Origin of the sequence: Brevibacillus parabrevis (genome assembly GCF_022701015.1) — a bacterium.
GTDB lineage: Bacteria > Bacillota > Bacilli > Brevibacillales > Brevibacillaceae > Brevibacillus > Brevibacillus parabrevis.
The window spans coordinates 5,871,406-5,896,165 of the sequence record NZ_CP064090.1 but is presented as its reverse complement, the minus strand read 5'-3'; the positions used below and the strand labels follow the sequence as shown (position 1 = coordinate 5,896,165).

Annotated in this window: 25 protein-coding genes and 1 riboswitch; of the genes, 18 read left to right on the top strand and 7 right to left on the bottom strand. The window is 49.4% G+C overall.

What is annotated here, in order from left to right:
* The first annotated feature begins 263 nt into the window (after positions 1 to 263).
* On the top strand, positions 264 to 953 hold the full coding sequence (locus IRJ17_RS27055; RefSeq protein WP_173600155.1) for a response regulator: 690 nt from the start codon (positions 264 to 266) through the stop codon (positions 951 to 953).
* A 190-nt stretch (positions 954 to 1,143) separates the two neighbouring features.
* Here the strand turns inward: IRJ17_RS27055 and IRJ17_RS27050 are convergent, their stop codons facing one another.
* The 5 genes from IRJ17_RS27050 to IRJ17_RS27030 all read right to left on the bottom strand — a co-directional run bounded on the left by IRJ17_RS27050 (position 1,144) and on the right by IRJ17_RS27030 (position 6,893).
* Positions 1,144 to 2,340, bottom strand: coding sequence for an MFS transporter (locus IRJ17_RS27050; protein ID WP_242772504.1), 1,197 nt, complete (start codon positions 2,338 to 2,340; stop codon positions 1,144 to 1,146).
* Between the two features lie 61 nt (positions 2,341 to 2,401).
* A complete protein-coding gene (locus IRJ17_RS27045; protein WP_122962687.1) occupies positions 2,402 to 2,857 on the bottom strand; it encodes a MarR family winged helix-turn-helix transcriptional regulator in 456 nt (151 codons plus the stop codon).
* Between the two features lie 252 nt (positions 2,858 to 3,109).
* On the bottom strand, positions 3,110 to 4,729 hold the full coding sequence (locus IRJ17_RS27040) for a sensor domain-containing diguanylate cyclase (protein ID WP_122962688.1): 1,620 nt from the start codon (positions 4,727 to 4,729) through the stop codon (positions 3,110 to 3,112).
* A gap of 234 nt (positions 4,730 to 4,963) precedes the next feature.
* Positions 4,964 to 6,427, bottom strand: coding sequence for a methyl-accepting chemotaxis protein (locus tag IRJ17_RS27035; protein ID WP_242772502.1), 1,464 nt, complete (start codon positions 6,425 to 6,427; stop codon positions 4,964 to 4,966).
* A gap of 1 nt (position 6,428) precedes the next feature.
* Entirely contained in the window at positions 6,429 to 6,893 is a 465-nt protein-coding gene (locus IRJ17_RS27030; protein ID WP_229049833.1) for a GNAT family N-acetyltransferase, read from the bottom strand.
* Positions 6,894 to 7,217: 324 nt separating this feature from the next.
* A riboswitch (cyclic di-GMP riboswitch) is annotated at positions 7,218 to 7,301 on the bottom strand.
* A 194-nt stretch (positions 7,302 to 7,495) separates the two neighbouring features.
* Here IRJ17_RS27030 and IRJ17_RS27025 point away from each other — a divergent pair.
* From IRJ17_RS27025 to IRJ17_RS26975, 11 genes are all read left to right on the top strand, one after another.
* Positions 7,496 to 7,678, top strand: coding sequence for a hypothetical protein (locus IRJ17_RS27025; RefSeq protein WP_122962691.1), 183 nt, complete (start codon positions 7,496 to 7,498; stop codon positions 7,676 to 7,678).
* Between the two features lie 105 nt (positions 7,679 to 7,783).
* The gene (locus IRJ17_RS27020) at positions 7,784 to 8,602 is read left to right on the top strand and encodes a TrmB family transcriptional regulator (RefSeq protein WP_122962692.1); all 819 of its coding nucleotides are present in this window, start codon (positions 7,784 to 7,786) and stop codon (positions 8,600 to 8,602) included.
* An 81-nt stretch (positions 8,603 to 8,683) separates the two neighbouring features.
* Positions 8,684 to 9,358 carry an AzlC family ABC transporter permease gene (locus tag IRJ17_RS27015; RefSeq protein ID WP_173600158.1) on the top strand — a complete coding sequence of 225 codons (675 nt, stop codon included), beginning with the start codon at positions 8,684 to 8,686 and terminating at the stop codon, positions 9,356 to 9,358.
* Entirely contained in the window at positions 9,349 to 9,684 is a 336-nt protein-coding gene (locus IRJ17_RS27010; RefSeq protein WP_122962693.1) for an AzlD domain-containing protein, read from the top strand. Before IRJ17_RS27015 ends, IRJ17_RS27010 begins: the two co-directional genes overlap by 10 nt.
* 54 nt (positions 9,685 to 9,738) lie before the next feature.
* Positions 9,739 to 10,446, top strand: a complete 708-nt coding sequence (locus IRJ17_RS27005; protein ID WP_122962694.1) for a DNA alkylation repair protein — start codon at positions 9,739 to 9,741, stop codon at positions 10,444 to 10,446.
* A gap of 213 nt (positions 10,447 to 10,659) precedes the next feature.
* Positions 10,660 to 11,436 (top strand): amino acid ABC transporter substrate-binding protein, encoded by a 777-nt coding sequence (locus IRJ17_RS27000; RefSeq protein WP_122962695.1) that lies wholly within the window; start codon positions 10,660 to 10,662, stop codon positions 11,434 to 11,436.
* Positions 11,437 to 11,535: 99 nt separating this feature from the next.
* Complete coding sequence (locus IRJ17_RS26995) at positions 11,536 to 12,195, top strand: amino acid ABC transporter permease (RefSeq protein ID WP_122962696.1); 660 nt, start codon at positions 11,536 to 11,538, stop codon at positions 12,193 to 12,195.
* Between the two features lie 14 nt (positions 12,196 to 12,209).
* Positions 12,210 to 12,956 (top strand): amino acid ABC transporter ATP-binding protein, encoded by a 747-nt coding sequence (locus IRJ17_RS26990; protein ID WP_217365384.1) that lies wholly within the window; start codon positions 12,210 to 12,212, stop codon positions 12,954 to 12,956.
* A 245-nt stretch (positions 12,957 to 13,201) separates the two neighbouring features.
* Positions 13,202 to 13,807, top strand: coding sequence for a hypothetical protein (locus IRJ17_RS26985; RefSeq protein WP_242772499.1), 606 nt, complete (start codon positions 13,202 to 13,204; stop codon positions 13,805 to 13,807).
* A gap of 19 nt (positions 13,808 to 13,826) precedes the next feature.
* Positions 13,827 to 14,432 carry a hypothetical protein gene (locus IRJ17_RS26980; protein ID WP_122962699.1) on the top strand — a complete coding sequence of 202 codons (606 nt, stop codon included), beginning with the start codon at positions 13,827 to 13,829 and terminating at the stop codon, positions 14,430 to 14,432.
* A gap of 117 nt (positions 14,433 to 14,549) precedes the next feature.
* Positions 14,550 to 15,308 (top strand): hypothetical protein, encoded by a 759-nt coding sequence (locus IRJ17_RS26975; RefSeq protein ID WP_242772496.1) that lies wholly within the window; start codon positions 14,550 to 14,552, stop codon positions 15,306 to 15,308.
* Positions 15,309 to 15,539: 231 nt separating this feature from the next.
* Here IRJ17_RS26975 and IRJ17_RS26970 read toward each other — a convergent pair whose 3' ends face one another.
* Positions 15,540 to 15,806, bottom strand: a complete 267-nt coding sequence (locus IRJ17_RS26970) for a KTSC domain-containing protein (RefSeq protein WP_063229664.1) — start codon at positions 15,804 to 15,806, stop codon at positions 15,540 to 15,542.
* Positions 15,807 to 16,306: 500 nt separating this feature from the next.
* On the opposite strand from IRJ17_RS26970, the gene IRJ17_RS26965 reads away from it, so the two are divergent.
* The 3 genes from IRJ17_RS26965 (at position 16,307) to IRJ17_RS26955 (ending at position 19,874) form a co-directional block, all read left to right on the top strand.
* A complete protein-coding gene (locus IRJ17_RS26965; RefSeq protein WP_122962701.1) occupies positions 16,307 to 16,633 on the top strand; it encodes a PadR family transcriptional regulator in 327 nt (108 codons plus the stop codon).
* Positions 16,634 to 16,637: 4 nt separating this feature from the next.
* A complete protein-coding gene (locus tag IRJ17_RS26960) occupies positions 16,638 to 17,393 on the top strand; it encodes a VanZ family protein (protein WP_217021841.1) in 756 nt (251 codons plus the stop codon).
* 123 nt (positions 17,394 to 17,516) lie between these two features.
* The gene (locus IRJ17_RS26955) at positions 17,517 to 19,874 is read left to right on the top strand and encodes a glycoside hydrolase (RefSeq protein WP_242772493.1); all 2,358 of its coding nucleotides are present in this window, start codon (positions 17,517 to 17,519) and stop codon (positions 19,872 to 19,874) included.
* 87 nt (positions 19,875 to 19,961) lie between these two features.
* On the opposite strand, the gene IRJ17_RS26950 is transcribed toward IRJ17_RS26955, so the two are convergent.
* Complete coding sequence (locus IRJ17_RS26950; protein WP_242772490.1) at positions 19,962 to 20,888, bottom strand: LysR family transcriptional regulator; 927 nt, start codon at positions 20,886 to 20,888, stop codon at positions 19,962 to 19,964.
* Between the two features lie 227 nt (positions 20,889 to 21,115).
* Between IRJ17_RS26950 and IRJ17_RS26945 the strand changes: the two genes are divergently transcribed.
* The 3 genes from IRJ17_RS26945 to IRJ17_RS26935 all read left to right on the top strand — a co-directional run bounded on the left by IRJ17_RS26945 (position 21,116) and on the right by IRJ17_RS26935 (position 24,746).
* Positions 21,116 to 21,859 (top strand): SDR family NAD(P)-dependent oxidoreductase, encoded by a 744-nt coding sequence (locus tag IRJ17_RS26945; RefSeq protein ID WP_122962705.1) that lies wholly within the window; start codon positions 21,116 to 21,118, stop codon positions 21,857 to 21,859.
* Between the two features lie 159 nt (positions 21,860 to 22,018).
* Positions 22,019 to 22,312, top strand: coding sequence for a spore germination protein (locus tag IRJ17_RS26940; RefSeq protein WP_242772488.1), 294 nt, complete (start codon positions 22,019 to 22,021; stop codon positions 22,310 to 22,312).
* 319 nt (positions 22,313 to 22,631) lie between these two features.
* Entirely contained in the window at positions 22,632 to 24,746 is a 2,115-nt protein-coding gene (locus IRJ17_RS26935) for an EAL domain-containing protein (RefSeq protein ID WP_371736969.1), read from the top strand.
* Positions 24,747 to 24,760: the final 14 nt, after the last annotated feature.

Sequence of the window (24,760 nt, the reverse complement as noted above, 5' to 3'; positions counted from 1 at the left end):
GCACACGAAATCTCCCTTTTTCGGTTTGTCCCTGACGCAGCGGCATCAACCGGGACAGGCGCATCAGCAAGGGATTATTCAGGCAAATTCGCGAAAAGCATGGAGCTGTTGTTGGCTTTTATGTGAAGTTGCTGTTCGCTCTTTGTGAACTTTTTGCCATGGAATTGTCATCGCTTCTTAACGAAATATGACCCGATTGGGGCATTTCGGAGCAGTCCCGACAGGAGTAGGATTAAGAAAAAGCGGAGTGTGGTGAAACTAACATGACAGAGATGATTACAGTATTGATTGCAGACCACAACCGGGAGGCAAGAGAGCAGTTGCGGCGACTGCTTCAGTTGGATAGCGGGTTTCAGGTCGTGGCTGAAACCGATACGGCTGCGGAAGCGGCAGTGCTGGCCAACAAGTTTGCGCCAAAAGCAGTGCTGATTGATTTGAACTTGCAGGATCAGGATGAATGGCAGGCGATTGCGCGAATCAAGGAACAAAATCCTGGCAGCAAAGTTATCGTCCAGTCCGATTCGACGGATGTGCAATGCTTTTTTGAAGCGTTGAAATACGGTGCCCAAGGGTACTTGCTGAAGACGTTGCATCCCGCATCGCGGCACGAATATTTGCGCTCTGTGCTGATAGATGATGCGCCGATGCCGCGTGAGCTGGGTTATCATATTTTGCAGGAATTTATGGCAGACAAGCCATGCCACTTCAACCGCCCTGGCTTGAACCCGACGGAGATGGCGCTGCTCGGCTGCCTGTGCAAAGGGTATAAAAACAGTGAGATTGCGGAAGAGTTGCTGCTTTCCGAGAACGAGGTCAGGAAGCAGTTCAAGGAGCTTTTGTTCAAGCTGCGGTTGAAAAATCGGACGCAGCTTGTTCGGTATGCTTACGAAAGAGGACTCTTTACGCCAAGCCTCCGACCGGGGAGACGAAAAAAGCAGGGGGCGAAGGAGTAGCGCCTGTAGCAGCGAGTGGGAGATCAGTTCTCAGCGAAAAGAAAAAACACCGCTGGAAACGAGCGGTGCCGTGTCTAGAAACAAGCAGTTCCATGTCCAGTAGTAACAAAGCGACAGCATGTTAAAACCAAGCCGTGCAATAACCGAGATAGCCCGACATCCTCTCGCTTCCGCAGCTGCGCAAGTGTTTTTACCCGTGCGCTGGCGCTCGCAGCTTGTTTTTCCAATAAACAAACAGCGCAAAGGCAGCGCAGAGCACGACAGCGGCGAACATGTACGGGAAGTTGATGTTCCAGTCGAACAAAATGCCACCGACTGCGGGACCAACAATAATTCCGAGGCTTGTATAGGTGGAGTTCATCCCGGCGACAAAGCCCTGGTCCTCGTCGGCCATCTTCGAAAGCAGCGTGGTTACAGCAGGGCGCAGCAAGTCGCAGGCAAAAAACACGATGCTGCTGACGACCATGATTCCCCAATAGCTGTTGATGAAGACCGTCGCAAAAATAAACAGCGCGGCTGTCACGAGTGTCGTTTGAATCATATTTTTCTCGCCAAACTTGTCCACCAGCTTCTCAAAGAAAGCGATCTGGGCAACTACGCCGAAAACGGAGCCGACGGTAATGATGACGGCGATATCTTTGGCAGTGAAGCCGAATTTGGCATCAACAAACAGGCTGAACATCATCTCGTATGCGGCAAGGCCGAAAGAGAGCACAAACACAATCAACAGGGGCACAAAATAGATCGAGCGGAACGATTTTTTGATCTCACCGATAAAACTGACGCTCACTTTTTGCGCTTTATTTTTTGCCATTTGTTCTTTCGTCAGCGACTCTTCCAGGACAAACAGCGAGATACCGGCGGCGATACCGGCAAATCCGGCTGCGAAAAAGAACGGAGCGCGTATCCCAAGCTCTGCGATGAATCCGCCCAGTCCGGGACCGATGATGAAACCGCCGCTGATGGCGGCAGCCTGATAGCCCAGCACGCGAGCGCGGTCTTCCAGCGAAGTGCGATCGGCAATGTAAGAGATGACAGCTGGCATAATGAAAGCGTCGCTGATTCCGCCTAAAACTCGCGACAAAAACAAAATCCAGACCTGGTTGCCCAATCCGAACATAAGCTCCGAGAATGCGAACAAGAACAGGCCGAAGACAATCATTTTCTTTCTGCCAAACGTATCGACCCAGACGCCCGTAATCGGCGAGGCGAGAAGCTGGGCGAAGGCAAAGGCGGAAATCAAGTAGCCCACGACTTCTCCGCTCAGGTTCAACTCATGGGCAAAGGACGGCATGACCGGAACGACCAGGCCAATTCCGACGTACGCAATAAATAAATTAAACAAGACTAAACCTAAAGACCAGTTTTGGTTGTTGTTCCTTTTCATGGTTTTCCCCACTAACTCTCCAATGAATTTACAATCCGCTCACAGCCGTGGCTGCTTGCTTTTACCGGCTTTCTGTATCTGCTGATTCTTTTATGGCCCGGTTGACCTTTTTGATCGTTTCCAGCATTTGTTCGAGCACGCTCATGTCGATTTGGGAAAAGTATTGTTTCACAAACGCTTCGTCTGCTTCATCCATCAACTCCGCGTATTTTTGCCCCGCTTCTCCCAGCAGGATAAACGACTCCCGGCGATCTTCCGGATTGCTTTCCCGCCTGATAAACGTCCTGGATTCCAGATGAGACAACACTTGGCTGACTGCGCTTTTCGTAATGGAAAAAAAGGCGGCGATCTCGTTGACGGTCACCCGTTCATTGCGAATGATGTACTGCAACAAGTTTTCCTGCTGAAGCGTCAACTGAAACTCATCCAGCTTTTTCGCGACTTTATTGTAGTACATGTAATATTCGTAAAAGGCATCGTTCAACTCATGGACGATTTTTCGATATTCGGCAAGCATGGATTTCCTCCTCGTGAACAATAGTATTTGCGCGAAGTCTGAACAAAATGAGCCGGGAGAAGACAGAAGACAGAAGACAAGATCAGAAAGCCCTTGCAAAGTAATTTAGTTTAGTTAACTTAACTATAGTAACTATATATCCCGATGCTTATATTGTCAACGGGCGCATAAAAAAATCGCCTGAACGTCGAGGCGTCCAAGGCGATCTCTGCTATTCGCGAGTGACAGACAGGGGTTCACTCACGCAAGTTTTTACGAATCAAGCCTGTTTTTTGGTTGCGCGGTTTGGGCTACTACCACCCGATTTCTGCCGGACTGCTTGGCCTGATACAACGCTTGGTCAGCAAGCTCAATCAAAGCGGGAACGGAGTGAAGCTGACGTGTGCTGCTGACGATCCCGATGGAAACAGTGATCGTCTGGCCAGTTGGTGTGACACTGTTTTCCATGCTGCATCTGATTTTCTCGGCGATGGAAAAGGCATCTTCGCTGGAGGCGCCGCCGAGCAGGGCAATAAATTCCTCTCCGCCAAACCGCCCGCAAACATCGCTTTTGCGGACAGAGGTTGTCATGATCTGGGCAAACAGCTTCAACACTTCGTCTCCCACAGGATGGCCGAAGGTGTCGTTTACATGCTTGAAGCGATCAATATCCAACAGCAGGATGGAAAAGCTTTTGTTTTCCCGCAACCATTGTTGCAGCAAATTTTCGACGGAACGGCGGTTGGCAAGTCCCGTAAGCGCGTCGGTCGTTGCTTCGTGCGTGAGACGGTCTGTTTTCCGCTTGATTTTTTTTGCAGCATTGCGAAAAGCTTTGGTCAACAAATCCGCTTCCCGGTTCCAGTGATGCCGATTTTGGGGTAGCTCTACTTTTTCCGAGCCCATCTTGCTCATCAGGTCGGCAAGCTGAACAAAAGGTCTGGCAAGCGTGTGGGCCAGCTTGATGACAATCAGGAGCAAAAGCAGGGAAGGGGGCAGCAAATAAACCAGCATCAGTCTCACCTGACTATGCAGCTCGTTGTAGACAAACTCGATGGGGGAGGTGACCATGACGCCCCAGCCGTTTTCGGCAACGGGGGCATAGCCGGCCAGCAACTGCCCGCCCTGTATGCTCGCCATTTGTTCATGACCGCTTCGCCCAGCCATCAGCTTCCTTACGACGGGGTTGGATTTGAGATCTTTTCCGATCAACTGTTCATCCGGATGGAACAGCAACTGCCCGTTGGAGCCGACGATGGAAAAAGAAGATCCGGTCGTATCCGTTGCCGCGCTGCCGAAGATCATGTTCATGATGTTGTGCTCCTGGAGGTAGATGGTTCCGCCGATGAAGCCGCGATATTTGCCCTCTTTGTCGTAGATCGGCTCGCTCATGAACAAAATATGGCGGTTGCTTCTCGCAGATATGTAGGGCAAGGAAATGTAGGGCTTTTTCAGTTCCAAGGCATAGTTGCCTTCCTTGGTGATAATGTGTTGGCCGACTGTGCCGATGGACGCCGGAGAAACGGTGCGGATAATCCCGTTTTCATCCACGACAGTTAGCGAATTGAAATAGTTGCTGCTTTTGCGAAGGATATCCAGATGTTCGTCGGCTTCTTTTTGCGTCTGCGAGGGGTGGTCGATTACGACTGAGGCGGAATAACGCAAGCTGCTTCGCATGGAGATGAACAAGGAATTGATCATTTGACTCATTTTGCTTGCGCTTGAATAGTTCAAAGTAAGCGTGGTATCAATCAGTGACTTCTTCTTGGACTGATAAGATGCGACGAGCAAAATTGTCACCGTCAACACGATGGACAAGGAAACCAGACCCGTCAGAAGGGCAGTCAGACCAATCTTTTTCCCCGGGCTCAGCTTGAAACGATGTATAACAGGCATATGGCTATGGCCTCTCTTTGCGTTGGATCGATCCATGATGGAAGGAAAGCAAACGGAAAAAATTCATGTGTATTATAAGCGATACCAGGAGGACATGCTATGCAGAAAAAATAATTTGATGGAAAAAAGTTGAGGTTCGTTCACAGTTGTAACAATTAGGTAACATTATTGCCATAAATGCAAAAAACTGCCCTCAAAAGAGGACAGTTTCAGTGGAATTTTTGCCAATGGTTTTTACGTGTTCAAGCCGCGAATTTGTTGCTCGATCTTTTCGAAGCCGCCAGATACTTTGACGATCTCTTCTTTTTGGTCAGAGACGAGCACGAGAACTTCTTCGAGGCTTTCCTTGTTCTTGTCGGTAATGTCTGCGTTGACTTCGACTTTTGCATTGACTTCCTGGATCATGCTGTGCACGTGGACGATGAACTCTTGCAGATTTTTGGTTTTTTCCGCGAAGTTGTGCATGTAGTTGTCCACGTTTGTAAACATTTCTTGGACCTCCATAATGCCTTCGCTGTTCTTTTCAAAAGACACCTGGGACTCGGAGATCATGTCGGAAACGAGCTTCATTTTTTCGCGAATCGTCATCAACAAGGTCGAGATCGATTCGGAGGATACTTTGGAAGACTCGGCCAGCTTGCGCACTTCATCCGCTACGACGGCAAAGCCACGGCCATGCTCACCGGCTCTGGACGCCTCGATGGTGGCGTTGAGTGCGAGCAGGTTGGTCTGTGCCGAAATATCGGAGATCGTTTGGATGATTTTTTCAATCGATTCCGTTTCTTTGTTCAGCTCTTGAATCAGTCGGTTCGTATCCTGGATGTCCTTGATGAAGCGTTCAAAGTCGCTGCCGATGTTATTGATGCGCTTGCCGCTTTCATTGGTCGCTTCTTTCGTCGATTCTACGTAATCGTGCATCTCTGTGACAGAACGAGTCATGTCTTCTACCTGGAGATTGGTCGTGCCCATCTCGCGGCGCAGCTCGTTTGTGTTGTCGGTTTGCACAGAGAAGGAGCGCATGATTTCCTGAAGGGAAGCGACGGTTTCAACTGCCCGGACATTCACGCCATCCGTCACCTTGTTCAGATTCTCCTGGTATTCCTGCACAGAGCTGAGCGATTCGTTGATCTGATCCAAAATGCGTTGCAGCGATTCTTTGGAAGCGATCGCCTGCTGCTTCTGTTCTTCGCTTTCCTGTTGCAGTCTGTTGTTGAATATCGCGTGCATCATGCTTGTTGCCGATACGAAGCAGAAGGTAAGCAGGTAGTACATCAAATGAACCGGATTGGAGGTATAAAAAATCGCCTCGCCATTTGTCAGGAAGTAGTACGTGACGATCCCGAGCGCTGCCACGATCGTCAAAATGTTGATCAGCCTGTCCTGATAAATCCCCATGACGGCTACGAAGAACATGATGGTCATAATATTGACCAGCCAAGGATCAAGCCCGGTAATTATGAACATGAAGATGCCGATTACCGCGAAGTTGAAAAACTTCATGAATGGAGCCATTTTGTCGCGCCACGCCGGACGATTGGACAAATACGCGAACGGCGCCAGCACTCCGTACAAAATACTGAGCACAGTCAAGACGAAGGAAATCGGCACTCCCATGATGAGATTCACGATTTGCACCACGGTAATGATGCTTGCAAAAACAATGACGACCCAATTATTTCTTCTTTGTAAAAGTTCCATGTCAGCTAACCTCAACTTTTATTTGTTTGCAAAGCGTTTGATACCAGGAAAACGCGGGATGGTCCTTGCTTGTATAGGCTTCCTGCAGGTGAAAAATGGTCGGGATGGCGTTCGCTCCTTTGTAGTAGACCATATCCTTCACTTGTGTCGCTTTGACGTTGTATTTTGTATTAATCAACTGAAAAAAAGCCGGGTCTGCTAAACCGACTGCATGCGTATAACCGTGTTTTTCAGCATAATCGATCATGAGGGCAACGCCCCAACGTCCCAGTTTTCCACGGTATTTCGGCAAGACAGCGAAACTGTCTACTTCCACCACTTTCATATCGGCGCTCAACACGTCCTGAAACAAATCGCGGAGAAAAGCAGAAGATTTTTCATGTGGCGTAAATTCAAAAGTACCGCCTGCTTCGTCATCTTCTGACAATAGCAAATAAGCATCGGAACCATTTTTGACGTATTCCATTTCAAAGCCCATGGAGGTCCAAACGCTCTCCTTGATTTGGTGAAAACTCGCCAAAGACTCTACTGAATCAACCAGTTTGTACATAATACTCCACTCCATTTTTATCTCTCTTTTGATTTTTCATGTACAAGTTTACTGTTGATAGATGGACTGGCGCCTCCTTTCTATGAGATTGCACACAAAACGGCCATGACCGTTTTGTTGACCGCAAGCGGCCACATCCAATTTCCTGAAAAACGTCGAGACGTTTTTCACACAAAAAAGGCCATTCCACACACGGGAACAGCCTTCAGTCACCATCATCGCACAATTACGCACATGATGTATGGCAACCCGGCTGTCATGGTCGAAGACTTTAGACCCGTGGTTTTGCGTCGCCACCTTTCGATGACTTTGCCTTTGTCATTCAGTTTGCGAAAAATGTATAGTCATGTCGAATCATGCAAAATATAATCCAAAAGAAACAGTCTTGTCAAGTTTTGGTAGGGTAAAAATAACCAATTCTTTATAAAAATAGTCAGAATTAAGGTAACGGTAAGAGTAGCGTAACAAAATTTTACCATCCATCCGATAAAGATAGAGAGAAGAGGAGGGATGAGAGGATGGCAGAGACGAAAACAATCGAATTTCACTTTTCAGGGGGAGAAGTGATCCGCATTGAGACGACAGAACCGGAAGAGATCATCCAGATGGTCGCCAACCAGAAAGATGGATGGCTCCAGTACGACGATATCGTCATCAATGTGCGAAACGTTTCTTATATTAAAGTGAAAGAAATCGCTTAACAGCATGTGTGAAAAAAGCTCTCGAATGCCGAGGGCTTTTTTTGTTGCATGTTTGGCGGGAGAGGCATTATAGTGAGTATAAGACTAACGACTAAAGAGGACGATATGGACGACATTTACAAAGAGTTGCAAAAGCTCGGTTTTTCCCAATACGAGTGCAAGGCTTACATTGGCTTGTTGAAGCATTCCCCGATTACCGGATACGAAATCAGCAAGCGCTCCGGCGTACCGCGCTCGATGATTTACGAGGTCATAGGCAAGCTGCTGGAAAAAGGGGCGGTCTATACGGTGCCTTCAGAGCCTGTGACTTACGCGCCGCTTGCGGCCAGAGAGTTGATTCGCAGATTGCGTGGACAGTTCGAGCAGTCCTTCGACTATTTGGAAAAAAGCTTGTCCGCTTTGGAGTCTGAACAAGAAGTCGATGTGATTCGCCGGATCAGCGGCGACGAACTGGTGCTGACGGAGATGCGGCAAATGATCAAGCAGGCGACAGGAGAAGTATGGCTGTCGATCTGGGAGCCGCAGGTGCCGGCTATCCAGGAAAGTGTAGATGCGTGCACAGAGGCAGGCATTTCTGTTTTTACCGTGCTGTTTGGGCAAGCACAGACGCGGGTGGGAACGACGTATCACCATGACTACATGGCGCCAGATGTCGCAGAAGAGCGCATGGGCGGGCATCTCACGATCGTGGCGCGAGATTTGGAGGAAGTCCTGATCGCCAATTTTGCGCCAAATACGGCTGCCTGGGCCGTCAAAACGAAGGACCCGGCTCTCGTTTTGGTGGCTGTCGAGTACATTCGCCACGACATTATGTTTGCAGAAGTGACAAAGGTGCTGGGACCGGAAAAAGTCGAGACGCTTTGGCGAAACAAACCGGATCTTTACCAGGTGGTTACGGGAAAAAGCTTTCTTAACCAGCAGTGAAAAAGAGAGAGAGGGAGAACAGTGGGGCGAGAGCAACTGCACGTAGAAACGTTGTCGAACGCAAGAGATCAGGGAAGCTTCATGCAGGGGGTCAAAGATTGCATTCCGACCTTGCTCGGTTATTTGAGCATCGGATTTGCGGCAGGTGTCCTGGAAAAGACGGCTGGGCTGAGCATCATGGAAATTGCTTTGATGAGCATTTTGCTGTACGCAGGCTCTGCACAGTTCATCGCGGCAGGCATGATCGCGGCGGGCAGCTCGGCTACAGGAATTATCATTACGATTTTGTTTGTGAATTTGCGCCATATTTTGCTGAGTGCGGCTCTCTCTCCTTATTTTCGCCATCTGTCAGCGTTCAAGAACATGCTGGTAGGCTCGCTGTTGACGGACGAAACTTTCGGGGTTGCCATTAACGAAGCGGCGAAGAAAAAACAGATCGACGAAAAATGGATGCACGGTTTGAATGTGACGGCTTATTTGAACTGGATCGTCGCCAACCTGGCAGGCGCCTATTTTGGGCAATGGATTGCCAATCCGGAAGGGCTGGGGCTTGATTTCGCCTTGCCAGCCATGTTCATCGGGCTTTTGGTTCTGGCGATGATGAGCCGCTTGCAGATCAGGCGGGACGTTCTCGTGGCTGTGTGCGCCGTCGTGATCGCAGTCGGGGTATCAGTCGTGTATCCGGGCAACCTTGGCGTCATCGTTGCCACGCTTTGCGCATCGACAATCGGGATGGTGATCGAACGATGGAAGTGAGATGGGACGTCTTTCTCATTATTGCTGGCTGTGCTTTGGTCACGTTTTTGCCGCGGGTACTGCCGTTGATGGTGCTGTCTCGCATGCAGCTTCCCGAATGGGGTGTCCGCTGGCTGCATTATGTGCCGATTTCCGTCATGGCCGCGCTGGTCGGACAGGAGCTGTTTTTGCACGAAGGCAAGCTGGCTCCGCTGTTGACCAATGTCGAGCTGATGGCAGCAATCCCGACTTTTCTCGTGGCGATCTGGACGCGCAGCTTGCTGGGAACGGTGGTCGTGGGGATGGCTTCGATCATGGTCCTGCGCTACCTTTTTTCTATTCTATAAGGGCAAAAGCAATGCAGAAGTGGTTATGCTAGAGAAAAAGGGAGGGCGAAAGACATGACTGTGGAAGAAGTCTTGCAAAAGCTTGAAGCGCTGGGGAGCGAGCAGACAAAAAAGACTTTTTTGCGCCATGGCGCCAGAGAGCCGTTCTTCGGCGTACGCATTGGCGATATGAAAAAGCTGGTGAAAGAGGTCAAGCGCGATCAAAAGCTGGTGCAGGCTCTGTACGAGACGGGCAATCATGATGCGATGTATTTGGCAGGGCTGGCCATCAATCCAAAAACGGTGACGAAGGAGCAACTGCAAGGCTGGGTCAGACAGGCGTACTGGTATATGCTCGCGGAGTATACGGTAGCGGGAGTGGCGGCAGAAAGCCCTTTCGCACTGGAATTGGCCCGCGAGTGGATAGAAGCGGAAGAAGAAATGATCGCCGCATGCGGCTGGAGCACGTACGCGAACTACTTGTCAATCGCTCCTGACGAGCAGTTGGACTTGCCGGAGATCAGGGCATTGCTTGCGCGAGTCCAACAGACCGTGCACGAGGAGCGAAACCGGGTGCGGTACACGATGAATCATTTTGTCATCGCGGCAGGCGCCTATGTTCCTGCTCTGCATGCCGAAGCGGTGGAAGTTGCCGAGGCTATCGGGAAAGTACATGTCGACGTCGGCAATACGGCGTGCAAGGTGCCGCTTGCGACTGCGTATATCGAAAAAATCGTAGCGCGCGGAGCCATCGGCAAGAAGCGCAAGACGTGCATCTGCTAATTCGCATCCCGTGATTGAGCGGGAGAATCCGCATACAAACAAGCGCACGCTGGGAGAAATCCCGGCGTTATTTATTTGGAATCTTTTTCATATTCGCTTTTCTTTGCTAAAGTATCGACTCTTTTCTGATGATGTGCTATCATGATACCTTGTTAACGTATTACCACTTTATCATAGTAAAATATAGAGATAGTCGGACTAGGGGGAATCATCATGAAAAAATTTGCTTTGCTATCCTTGCTGGTAGGAGCCGTATTTTCATTGGTAGTCGGCTGCGGCAGTCAAAAAACAGGCGCTGACGCGAACAAGCTGATCATCGGGATCGACGACAAATTCGCGCCAATGGGTTTTCGCGATGAAAAAAATGAGCTGGTCGGTTTCGATATCGATTACGCCCGGGCTGCTGGCGAAAAAATGGGCAAGCAGGTGGAGTTTCAGCCAATCGACTGGGGTTCCAAAGAATCCGAATTGAACAGCGGCCGCATCGATTTGATCTGGAACGGATATACCATTACGGATGAGCGAAAAGAAAAAGTGCTGTTCACCAAGCCGTATTTGCAGAACGCACAAGTCGTCGTAACGCTGGCGAACTCGGACATGAAAAAGCTGGCGGATCTGAACGGCAAAGTGGTAGGGCTGCAAAAGATGTCGTCGGCAGCTGACGCGCTGAATGCAAGCGAATGGAAAGATCAAATCAAAACGATCACCGAGTTTCCTGACAACGTGCTGGCTCTCAGTGACTTGAAAATCGGCCGCATCGATGCCGTCGTGATTGACCAGGTGGTAGCGGACTATTACATGACCAAGGATCAAGGAACCTTCAAGTTCCTGGAGGAATCGCTGTCTCCCGAAGAGTACGGCGTCGGAGTCAAAAAAGGCAACGAAGCACTGCTGAACGAGCTGCAAAAGGCGCTTGACGCCATGAATCAGGATGGATCTGCCGCGAAAATCTCGGAAAAATGGTTTGGTGAGAATCGCGTCTTGAAATAGGAAAGAAACGTGGCTTCGCCAGGCAGATGGGCGAAGCCACGCTTTTGTCGCGATGAACAAGAGCAAACGCCTACCTTTTTCAAAATAGGAGCATGCACTATGAGTCTAGAATATATCGTTTCGATTACAAAGCCGATGCTGGAAGGGGCGCAAATGACGATCCTGCTGTTTTTGATCGCGATTGTGCTGTCTATTCCGCTCGGTTTTCTCCTAACGTTGCTGGCCAAAAGCAACGTCAGACCGCTGGCTTGGCTGGCACACACGTACATTTACGTCATGCGCGGGACGCCTTTGCTGTTGCAGTTGTTGTTCATCTGCTTTGGGCTGCCGCTTTTGCCCGGGATTGGCGAATATTTGGTAATGGATCGCTTTGTCGCTGCCTGCTTGGGTTTTGTCCTGAATTACGCGGCTTACTTTGCGGAAATTTTCCGCGGCGGGCTGCTGTCCATCGATCGCGGACAGTATGAAGCGGCGCAAGTTCTCGGCTTCAGCAAATGGCAGACGACAGTCAAAATCATTTTGCCGCAAATGTTTCGCGTGGCGCTTCCGGCTGTCTCCAACGAGTCGATTACGCTGGTAAAAGATACGGCTTTGCTCTACGCTGTCGCTGTACCTGAGCTGCTGCATTTTGCCCAAACTGCCGTAAACAGGGATTTTACGATCGTTCCCTTTTTCATCGCAGGCATCATCTATTTGTTGATGACGCTCCTGTTGACGCTGTTTTTTAAATGGCTGGAGAGAAGATTCAAATTCGAATAAAGGACTGGCGTGAAATGGCAATCATTCAAGTAACCAATCTGAAAAAATCGTTTGGCGAGCTGGCCGTCTTGAAGGATGTCTCGTTTGAGATCAACAAGAATGATGTTGTCGCCGTGATCGGCCCGTCCGGTTCTGGAAAAAGCACGATGCTGCGCAGTCTGGTCTATCTGGAGCAAGTGAACGGCGGGAGCATCCGTGTGACGGACGACTTTTTGGTGCAGGACGGCGTCTATAGCACCCAGCAGCAAATCAAGCGCATCACGGCGAAAATGGGGATGGTCTTCCAGCATTTCAATCTGTTTCCGCATCTGACTGTGCAAGAAAACTTGGAGATCGCCCCGAAGGTGGTCAAGGGAGAGGCAGACAGCGCCATTCGCGCACGCAGCGCGGAGCTGCTGGAGAAGGTCGGACTGGCGGACAAGGCGAAGGTGTACCCCGCCAAGCTGTCAGGCGGACAAAAGCAGCGTGTCGCCATCGCCAGGGCGCTGATGATGAACCCGGATATTTTGCTGTTCGACGAACCGACGTCAGCGCTCGATCCCGAGCTGACTGGCGAGGTACTTCAAGTCATCAAGCAGCTCGCTTCCGAGCATATGACGATGATGGTCGTCACGCACGAGATGGGGTTTGCCAGAGAAGTGGCGAATCGGATCATGTTTATGGACAACGGGGAAGTCGTAGAGTCGGGAACGCCGGAAGAGCTGTTCACGAATGCGCAATACGAGCGCACACGCGCCTTTTTGCAGCGTGCGCTAAAATAATAGCCTATGAAGATGATGACGCATAAAGCCCTCTGGAATGTATCCGGAGGGCTTTTTACAGTCCAGTTATCGCGCTTCTACATAACCTGGTAGTGCAAATAACGATGACTGATGAAGGCATGAAAATGATCAGTGAACGAATCAGCACTACATTTCGCTTAGATGTAACCCTTTTTTGTAGCAGATATTTTATATGCAAAATTTTCCTTATATGATTTAATTATCCTTGTAAAGGAGGGTGTATTATGAATAAAAGGAAAAATATAACTGCGTTGATGATTGCATTATCTATATCGCTGTGTTCTGTTGTCTCTGCATCGGGTACGCTCACTGGAGCAAAAGCATTCTACTCTGGCGGGGGATTTAAGAATTTGTCAGTTACTCAAAATTTAAGATATATGATAGCCCCTAGCGCTAAAAGTTTGTTTTCAGAGGAGATCGATTGGGCGATTTCCGAATATTCCTCTATAGACAATGTTAATTTTGGCTTTGAAAAGGTGTCCTGGATCAGTGACCGTCCAGACTTGATGATTTTTAATTCAGATGACAATCCTCATCTAGGAGATTTGCCTGGGATTATGTTACCTTGCAACTACAATAGTAACGGTGCTTGCAAAGACACAAGCTACAACAGTCGGTGGGACGCATCGGTGGTGCTTTTATCCTATGAAAATATGAGAAAACATAAATTTGACAATACGAACCGAAAAAAGACAGTAGTACATGAATTTGGGCACGTATACGCATTGGAGCATCAGCCAACGAATACTGACTCAGTTATGGTTAGCGGAAAAGGGACTCTTACTAGCCCCACAGATTTGGATGTCAGCAATCTACAATGGAAATATTAAGGGGTGTAAATCGAATATCATGAAAAAATGGATAATGACAGGATCGGTTGCTTTAGCCGCTGGGTTAGTACTATGGACATCGAATTATTTGACTGTCGATGCGAGAAAAAGCGAAAAAATCATTTCTTATCATGGGCAAGTTATGCCGTTCAGTAATTTGAGTGAGCTGGAAGAAGATGCACCGATAATCGTTCACGCCACGTTTACTGGAGAGCGAGAAACGATACCTTCTAACTTAGTCGAAGGCAAAGTATTCCGTTCAGATTCCGTTGTAGAAATTAAAAAGGTATTCGAAGGAGATCTCCAGAAAAACGACAATATTATCGTATACGAACCTGCTATCGTGGATGAAAACGGCGCCTATTTTACTATTAATGGGTATAGTCTTATGGTCGAAAACGAAACATACACCTTGTTTTTAAAACCGGTAAAAAATAAAAAAGGCTATGCAATTGCTGGTTTGTATCAAGGTAAATATAATAACAGAATCCATGAGAATGGAAAAAACATACGAAAAAACTTTGAATATAATGATTTGAGCGAAGTTGATTATTTTGGAGATCAGATTGAACATTATAACCAGTTAAAAGAACAGGTAGTCAAAAAATACAAGTTAGTTGAGTAATAACATTAGATCCGATTGGAGAACATCCATTCGGATTTTTAATACATCGCGGAAATACGTAACAAATTGGTAATGGATGCGTCTTGGAATTTAGATCAAGGTAATGGAGGGCGTGCAATGAATCTTGCGTTAATCCCCCTGACGATAATGCTATTGTTGAATGACACGACACATCTTTCCAGTAATCTCATGTCCACGCAAAAAAACATGAGCAATAGCGGTCAGCCGACTACGCAAAAATGCAAGATCATAGTAGATGAGTATGATGCCATTTTGATGTGGAACGACGTAAAGTATCTCCGCAATTACGAATCTGATACAAAAGGTTTGGAACGCGGCAAGAAAATAGGCGAAGTCTCTTTTAAGGTAAATGGAAACGTTTGTTTGGGCTATCGCATAAAAAATGGGGACGCAACCTGGGCCGAAATTGGAACGCCGATTTATCAAGTCAAAGGATATTCGGAGAAATTCCGGGTGTTCGTTGGAAATGTACTCTATGAAGCAAATGAAAATCCGGATGCGAAAAAAATAGAGGATTTTTTCGATATCTCAGGAAAAGTGAAGAAAGTCACCTTGGAATATACTGATAAAAACGATAAGGTGTATTCAGTTGATTTATCAGATGAGGATACTTCCCAATTTGCCGCCGAATTTTTATCACTGGACCATGTCCCATTCAAAAAAATTTACAAGAGTCTGCCACCCAGGTCCCAAGAATATATGGTAATCATCTATCTCCATGATGGCTCCAGTTCTCGCACTTTGTACTGGTCCAAAGAAAATGCGTTCATACATGGTTATGGAAATGACAAGATCAAAAAAATCATTGTGGATTATGTGGATCAATTAGCGAAAAAAGCACAAAGTCATAAATGAACAGTCCAGATATTGCGCTCCGTTAAAGAACGGTGAGTTGCAAGCAGCACTCTGGACATCCTCTCTCTGCGTTGTTCTTTCGGAACTATCATCTGGTTGTAGAGCACAGAGAAATTTTGCAAATGAATTTGTAGGCTATGCAAACCGCTGTACAAAATAGTCTATAGATGACGCGCGCAAAGCCCTCTGGAATGTATCCGGAGGGCTTTTTACAGTCCAGTTATCGCGCTTCTACATAACCTGGTAGTGCAAATAACGATGACTGATGAAGGCATGAAAATGATCAGTGAACGAATCAGCATTCAGGAAGGCATTATAGGCATACGGGGAGACCTTGCAGTAGACAAATTCGCGGCCATCGTGAAACTGGATATAGAGGTGATTGGCTTCCAGATCGTAGCGGGCTGCTTTGATCAAGTCAGAATCCAGTTGCTTGTACTTGGGCTCTTCTTCGGTCTTTGTTTGTCGGGAAAACATTTGGCGAAAAAATGATTTCACTGCGGTGCAAACTCCTTTTGCTTTTGCTTCTCTTGCTTCACATGCTTCTCATGTTGCATCTATGGCTTCTATTCCTTAGAGGCTTTTATTTTACTCAAAAACTTGTATTCGGCATATAGAAATAGCACACCGATAATAAAATGAGCCAAGAGAACCGTGTTAAGAGCGATGTTTGGAAGGGTAGCAAGCATGTTAATTCCTCCAGTTTGAGAGAATGAAGTCACAAAATGAACGTTGATCTGCAAGCAGTGCTCAGGACATCTTCCCTCCGCCCTGTTCTTTGGACCTATCATCTGGTTGTAGAGCAAGGAGGAATTTTCTGAATAAATCTGTCGACCTATGAAAAGCGTTGTCGAAAATAGTCTATATTACCTATTTTATTTTTGTCAATAATTACATAGAATCAAAAGTATTTTGTTTGGATTTTCCTTTTTCAAGTACCTTGTATTGCGATGTATATTGTGCTACTCTCTATTCATGCTCGCGAAGGAGTTGTTACTGTGAACAAGGAGTTGTTAAAAGGGAGCATCGATCTGTTGCTGCTCTCGCTGATTGCCCAGAAGGATCAGTATGGCTACGAGTTGGCCAAAAAAATCCGGGAGAAAAGTGACGAGATGTACGAGATTGGCGAAGGGACGCTTTATCCGGCCTTGAAGCGGCTGGAGACGCAAAAAGCGGTGGAGTCGTACTGGGGAGAATCCAAGGAAGGCGGCCGCCGCAAGTATTACCGGATCACCCGGGAAGGGCAGAAGCTGCTTGCTGCCAAAATGAAAGATTGGCAGAGTCTGACGAGACTGGTTGCACTCTGCAACGAGGGAAGTGAGTAAAAACGTGAAACTGGAAGAATACGTCGACCAGGTCGTTCGGGATTTGCCGTGCTCGCGCAAAGAAAAGCAAGATATGAAAGACGAGCTGTTGGACCATCTGACGAGCATGCAGCAGGAGCTGATCGAAGAGGCGGGACATACGGAGCGGGACGCTGCTTCCTTGACGATCCAGCGCTTCGGGCCTGTGGACATCCTGAAAAGGCAGCTTGCGATGTCTATGCCGCTCATCGACAAGTACGTGAGGAAGTGGGTTCTTGGCTTGTTTGGACTGTATGTGGCGGTGAGCTGCTATTTGCTGCTGCTCTCCCCGGACAGATGGCACCGCAGGGCGTTTACACTGGACTGGAAAGCGCGGATGCTGCAATACGGTGCGGCTGAATATACGCATATTTTTCAGAACACGCTGCCAATGCGGACGCTTTTTGATTATGTGCTCCACTTTGAACATTACAGCGTGTATACGATCGCTTACAATCTGCTGGGGAACATCGCGCTGTTTGTGCCGCTCGGATTGCTGTTGCCGCTGTTGTTTTTATCGTTCCAAAGCATTCATCGCGTGTTTTTTACCGCTTTGTTTGCCAGCTTGGGCGTCGAGTTTTTGCAGTTTTTGCTTGCTTTGGGCAGCTTTGATGTGGACGATCTGCTGCTGAATGTGCTTGGCGGGCTGTGCGGCTACGGATTGTTTCGCGCAGGCGCGGCTTTTGTGTACAAACAACGGGGCAAAGCAGGGACGGACAAGCCGTTTTCCACATTTTCCTGATGAAAAAGCAGGTGCGTCAGCGCAGGAAATAGCAGGGGGAAAGGTCGTTCTTTTTCTCCACGCTTCCTGCGGCCATAAACATCGCAATACGATGTATGTAGTCATTCGATAATGGAGAGAACCATGAAAAGACATATTCCGCGACTAATCGTTCTCGCCTTGCTGCTGCAAATGGCAAGCGGGTGTGAGAGTACCGCGCAAGTTCAGCAAACATCCGAGCAGACAGGCGCTGCAACAGCGGGGCAACCCGGAGGACAAAAACAGCTTGCCAAACAGCCGGAGCAAGCGCTGCCGTTTTCTTTTGAGGTGAAGCCGGAGACGTTTGAGCTTTTTGTCGAAAGCGGCGGTAGCCGGGAGCGGGCGTCAGAGCCTTTGCCAGCGCGCCGGGTCGAGAATTTGCACAAGAGTGAACAGGAAGTGAGCTGGAACTACCCGGACGACAAGCTGCAAGTCAAGATCGCGAAAGAGGCAGACCATCTGCAAATTTCCTTGACTTCGACGGGAGCGGAGAGCTTTTCCTGGCCGCAAGTAAAGGCTCAGAGCTATATGCTGCCGCTCGGGGAAGGCAAATGGATTCCGGCGGCAGACAAAGCCTGGCAGTCGTTTTTGCGGGAGGAGAGCCTGTCGTTTAGCGAGTCGTTTTCCATGCGCTTTTTCGCCTTGAACCAGGAAAAGTTCGCCATCTTTTACATGGTGGACAACATGTTCAACAACACGCTCGATTTTGCCGCCGACCCGGCTATCTCGATGCAGTTCACGCATGAGTTTCCTTCGATAAATCCTGACAAGTCGTACAGCTTCCGCCTGTACGTGACCGACAATGACCCGGTGCAGATTGCCGGACTGTACAAGCAAATCATCCAAAATCAGGGCGAGTTCACGACTCTCGCACAAAAGGCGGCCGCCAATCCGAACGTGGAAAAGCTGTACGGAGCACCGCATTTCTACATATGGAACAAAACGTTTTTGGCGGAGGACGACGTCAAGTGGGCGATGCTCGCTAAAAAGCTGGGCAAAGACTTCACGAACTGGCTCGTCAAGCTTTTGGCCGACAACAAGGAGGACGGGCAGGAGAGCATTGCGCAGCTAAGCGAGATCATGAAGCAAGATTACGTCGCTGCCTATCAAAGGAAGGCGATTTTGAACGGCTTCAACTACGCGCTGCGCTCCCGCGACTTTTACAATCCGCAGCTGTTTGCAGGTATCGCGGACAGCAAGGCAAAAGCGCTGATCGCAAAAGGCGTGGAGCAACTCGATGAAGTCGAGTTGTACGAACTGAACAAGCGATTGCTGAAAAGCGTCTTGCAGGATGCCGTTCCCGCTGTGGAGCAATGGGGGGATACCGATTCCCTCAAGCTGCTGCAAAAAATGCAACAGGCAGGCATTGCGCGCGCCTGGATCGGTCTGCCAGACTGGACGGCTGCCTACATGAAGCCTGCGTTCATCGGGCAAGCGAACGATGCCGGCTATTTGATCGCGACCTACGACTCCTACCATTCGATTCATAAAGAAGAGAATCCGGATTGGAACACAGCGATTTTCGCGGACAAAAGCTTGTATGAGAAGGCGACGATTGCGAAGAAAAACGGGGAGAAAAAAGGCGGGTTTTTGCAGCGGGGCAGATTGTTGAATCCGACTTTGTCGTTGCCCAGCGTGAAGCAGAGAATGAGTGAGATCATGGGGACTGGCGTGCGGTTTAACTCGTGGTTTATCGACGTGGACGCCGCCGGGGAGTTCCACGACGATTATTCCAAGGAGCATACGACTACACAGCAGCAGGATATGCAGGCGAAGCTTGCGCGGATGAACTACATCCGCGACGAATGGGACATGGTGATCGGATCGGAGACGGGCAATGACTTTGCCAGCGGCAGCATCGCTTACGCCCACGGGATTGAGACTCCGGTCATTCGCTGGTCAGACCCGGATATGCGCCAAAACAAGACCAGTCCGTACTATGTAGGCGGCTACTGGTCGCCAGCGGGCGAAATCCCTGAACGTTATGCCAAACAGGTTCCGCTCAAGGACGAATACCGGCATGTCTACCTTGATCCTGCGTACTCGCTGCCTTTGTTCAAACTCGTGTACAACGAGTCGGTCATTACCAGCCATCATTGGGAATGGGACAGCTTGAAAATCAAAGGCGAGGTCGGCACACGCATGCTTGGCGAGCTTTTGTACAACGTGCCGCCGCTCTACCATCTGGACAACCGCGTCTGGGAGTCCAACAAAGAGACGATCATGCGGCATTTGCAAGTCTGGACGCCGTTCCATCAAAAAGCCGTGCAACGCCCGATGACTGATTTTGCTGTATTGACCAAGGACCGACTGGTGCAAACGGCCGTCTACGGACAAGACCTGCAAGTCATCGCCAACTATTCCAGCAAGGATTTTACGTATGAGAACAAGCTGGTCAAGGCGAAATCTGCGCTGATCATCGACGGTTCCGTTACCCGGACTTTTCAGGCGGGAGTGGAATAGGAAGACGAGATGAAAGCAGGCGAAAAGGCTGTCCGTCCGTGTACGGCGGCCTTTTTCGCGCTGGACGGCACAGGCTGTCGTCTGTCTTCAGGACAGCGGCCCGAATTTTTTCTTTTTCAAATCTGCCAGAAGACGGTCTGTGAAGCCTTTTGCCAGGCGGGAAAAATGCCGTTCCGAGGATCGGACCCAGCTGAGGTGAACGGGTTGCTGCTCGGGAATGTCGAGATCGAGAGTGCGCATGTCCAGCGTTTGCAAATGCGGGTCGTGCATGAAGGAATAGTCCAGTCCGATCGTGACGGCGAGATTTTCCCGCACGGCATTGCGGATGGCATCCGTGTTGTTTGTCGTGAACAAAATATCGACAGGGCCGTATTTGGCGGCAAAGTCTGCGACAAACCATTTGACGTAGTCGTCGTTGTAGAGCACGAAAGCATGCCGCCGCAGCTCTTCGGGGCTGACAGACTCCTGGAAGGCGAGCGGCGAGCCTTTGCTGATGCCTACGACCATTTTGCCTTCCAGCACAGGCTCGAAGCTCAGCCTTTGCCCGGCGCTTTTTTTCAGCAAACCTTCGTACATAATAATCAGGCCGATATCGAGCTTGTCCTGCCCGATGTCCTCCAAAATTTCCTGCGAACCTTTTTCGGCGATCTCGATGCGGATTTGCGGGTAGTCCTTTTTAAAGCTGGACACGGCGTTCACCAACAAGTCCATCGGGCCGGGAATGGTCGCCAATCTCAGTTCGCCGCTGAGCGTATTGGCACTGCTTTGCGCTTCCTCCTGAATCTCCTCGATCTTGCTCAGCACCTCGAAAGCCTTTTTGATAATGACTCGACCTTCGGATGTAGGAACAGCTCCGAGACGGGAACGAGTGAACAGGGCGATGCCCAGCTCCGCTTCCAGACTGGAGAGGGATTGGCTGATGGCGGACAGCGTGACATGCTTGTTTTGCGCTGCTTTGGTCAAAGAGCCTGCCTTGGCGATTTCCACGATGTATTCAAGCTGTTCCAGATGCATGGGATTCCTCCATCCTTTAGCTATACTTAATCTGCACTAAGTATGTTTGCATATGATTGAATATAAAGCAGGTCTATAATAGAAGCAAGGCAAGCCAATATGGTGCTTTTCCTCGCTTCTGACGAGTCTGCCCACGTAACCGGGGCGGGATTCGTCAGCGATGGCGGAGGAACAGCGCGTTCATCTCCTGTGCGTTAGCATCCATTTGAAAACGGAGGGAAACAATCATGAAACTGGCAAATAAAGTGGCAATCGTGACAGGCGGAGCAAGCGGGATCGGGGAAACGACGGTGCGTCTTTTCGCGCAGGAAGGGGCAAAGGTCGTCATTGCCGACTTTTCCCCGCGTGGCGACGAGCTGGCGAAAGAGTTGAATGAAGCTGGCTTCGAAGCGTTGTTTGTGAAGACAGACGTGACGAAAGAAGCGGAAGTGAAGCACATGGTGGACGCTACCGTGGAGCGGTTCGGCCAGGTAGACATTTTGTTCGCCAACGCCGGGATCGCCAAGGACGCTCCTGCGCATCTGCTCAGCACCGACGATTGGCAAAGAACGATCGACATCAATCTGACGGGTGTGTTTCTGTGCGATAAATACGTCATCGAGCAAATGCTGGCGCAAGGAACGGGCGGAGCGATTGTCAACTGCGGCTCGATCCACAGCCATGCCGGAAAAGCGGGAGTTACCGCTTACTCTTCGGCAAAAGGCGGCGTGAAGCTGCTCAGCCAGACGTTGGGCATTACGTATGCGAAACAAGGCATCCGCGTGAATGCCGTGTGCCCAGGCTATATCGATACGCCGCTCATTGCCGGACGCAATGAAGCAATGAACGAGCATCTGGTTTCCTTGCATCCGATGGGACGGCTCGGCAAGCCGGAGGAAGTCGCGAAGGCAGTCTTGTTCCTCGCCAGTGACGATGCATCTTTTGTGACAGGGACAAGCCTTTTGGTAGACGGCGGATACACCGCGCAATAAAAGCAGAGCGAATAAAAGGGGAAAATTCGAGTCTTCCGTGTGGCAGTTGTCATGCGGGAGACTTTTTTTGTGGAACCTATCAACCATCGTCCAATCAGGCGAGTTTTGCCGAACATACTGTATAAGTAGTCCAAAAGCACAAGGGCAGGAGGGAGAGGAGTGCCGACATATGTGGGAAATGTACAGATTACCAACAATTCCGGTTCTGTCAATTTTGGCGATACGGCGAACAACTCTCCTAAAAGCGTCAGCAAATCCTTTTCCGGTTCAGGCGGCGGAAACAGCGGGAATGTTGTGAATGTCATCAACAAGCAGAGCGAGACGAATACATGGGGCGTGGGGGAGAGTCGGGGGAGTTTGCGGCTCAAGAGACGGAATAGACGGACGAGACAGGCGGGACGGGTTAGACCGACAAGACGGGCCAGGCGGGCGAAACGGCGGAAACGGAGCTAACGTTTTTGCAAGTTGCCTGCGGCTTTAAACCGGACAAGCTGCAAAACGTCAGTCTGGTTACGGAAGTTTGCAAAACTGTCGCTTCTAACGCATGCGTGGATGTTGATCTTTAAGCAATACATGGTAAAATGAAGCAAACTTGTCGCCAACATATTCAGATCCTTTGAAAGAGGGTCATTTTTTTTGAGAATCTAGGAATTTGTCAGTGCGAAAGTTACTCCTTTTGTTTTTGCTTTGACGGCAAACAAAATTTGGTAAAATTATCGGCGTCGTGCACGGTGCATGAGCGCAAGCAGGTGATAGGATGAGAAGCAAATTGATGGAAGCCTTGACCCCACAAGAATGGGAAGAATTGCTACAGGAAAAGGACGGGGAATTGAAAGTGGTCTTGCGAGAGCTTGCTGACGTAAAGTATGCACTAGATCAGTCGACGATCCTGGCGATCACAGACCATCGCGGGATTATTCTCCGGGCAAACGAGCAATTTTGCCGGATATCCAAATACAGTCGCAGTGAGCTGATCGGGCAAGATCATCGCCTGCTCAACTCCGGGCACCATCCCAAGTCATTTTTCAAGCAAATGTGGAAGTGCATTGGCTCGGGGCAAGTGTGGCGGGGAGAAATATGCAATCGGGCGAAAGACGGCAGTCTGTATTGGGTTGATACTACCATTGTGCCTTTTGTGGATACAAAGGGGAAAATCTATCAATACGTTTCCATTCGCAACGACATCACGGCGCGCAAACATATGGAAGAGGAAGTCAGAAAAAGCGAGGAATTGTACCGACTCATCGCTGAAAATACATCCGACATCATCAGTATCGTCAATGCCGAAGGAGATTTTTTGTACTTGTCTCCGGCTCACAAGGCCGTTTTTGACCACGATGTTCCGGACGAGCGTTTTCACAATCTGTTCGAGTGGATTGTCGAGGATGACCGGGATATTATGGCTTTTGCGATTCAACATACGTATTCCACGCGAAAAGAGTACACGGTGGAATGCCGCATTCAGACGAGCAGAAAAGAAACGATCTGGACCGAAAGCAAGATCAATCCGATTGTGGACGAGCTGGGCAATGTGAGCAAGCTGCTGTTTGTCACTCGCGATATTACAGACCGCAAACAGTCGGAGGAACTGATTCATCATCTGGCCTATCACGATGCCTTGACCGATCTCCCGAACAGGCGCATGTACACCCAGCACCTGAGCAGGGAAATCATGCAAGCCAAACGTTTTCAGTCCAATCTGGCCGTCTTGTTCCTCGATCTGGACCGCTTCAAGGACGTCAACGATTCGTTCGGTCACGATGTAGGGGATTTGTTGCTGGTGGAAGCAGCCAATCGCCTGAAGGCGTGTCTGCGGCCCACCGATGTGGTCGCGAGGCTGGGCGGAGATGAATTTACCGTATTGCTCAGCCAATTGGCGGATCGCGAAGAAGCGGCCGCGCTGGCCAATCAGATCATGGAAGCTTTGCAACGACCGTTTATCCTTCAAGACCACTCGTTCAACGTGTCGTGCAGCATCGGCATTGCGCTGTACCCGCAGGATGGAGATAACGCCGACGATTTGCTCAAACGGGCGGACACCGCACTGTACACCGTCAAATCGCGCGGGAAAAACGGATACGACTTTTTCGATCCGACGATGGAAGCCAAGTCGCTGGAGCGCATCCTGATGGAAAACGAGCTGCGCAAAGCGATCGAGCAAGAGCAGTTCCAAATTTACTACCAACCGAAAATAGACATCGCGACAGATACGCTGACGGGGATGGAAGCGCTCGTGCGCTGGGTTCATCCGGAGCTTGGGGTCATACCGCCGAATCGGTTTATCCCGATTGCCGAAGAGACGGGGATGATTATTGCTCTCGGGGAATGGATTTTGCGGCAAGCATGTCGCCAAAACAAAATTTGGCACGATCAAGGCTACTTGCTGAAAGTGTCGGTGAATTTGTCGGCGAGGCAAATTTATCAAAAAGACCTTGTCGAGATGATCAAGCAGATTTTAGCGGAGACAGAGCTGGCTGCGGAGTGGCTGGAGCTGGAAATTACAGAAAGCATCTTTGTGAAGATGGAGGAAGCTACGGCCGTTTTGCAGCAAATTCGCGATATCGGCATCCACATTTCCATCGATGACTTCGGGACAGGCTACAGCTCGTTTAGCTATATTAAAAGCTTGCCGGTGGACACGATCAAAATCGATGCCTCGTTCATCCGCGATATTCACCATAACCAGGAAAGCCAAGCGATCGTAAAAGCCATCGTGACCATAGCGCAAAGCTTGAACATGAACGTAATTGCCGAAGGCATCGAACTGAACGACCAGGCGGCCGCCCTGCAGCAAAACGGCTGTGATCACGGCCAAGGCTACTTGTTCAGCCGACCGTTGGCAACCGATGATTTCGAGCGTTATTTGCGCAAAGATCAAGTGTCGTGATGGTAGTTTGAAGA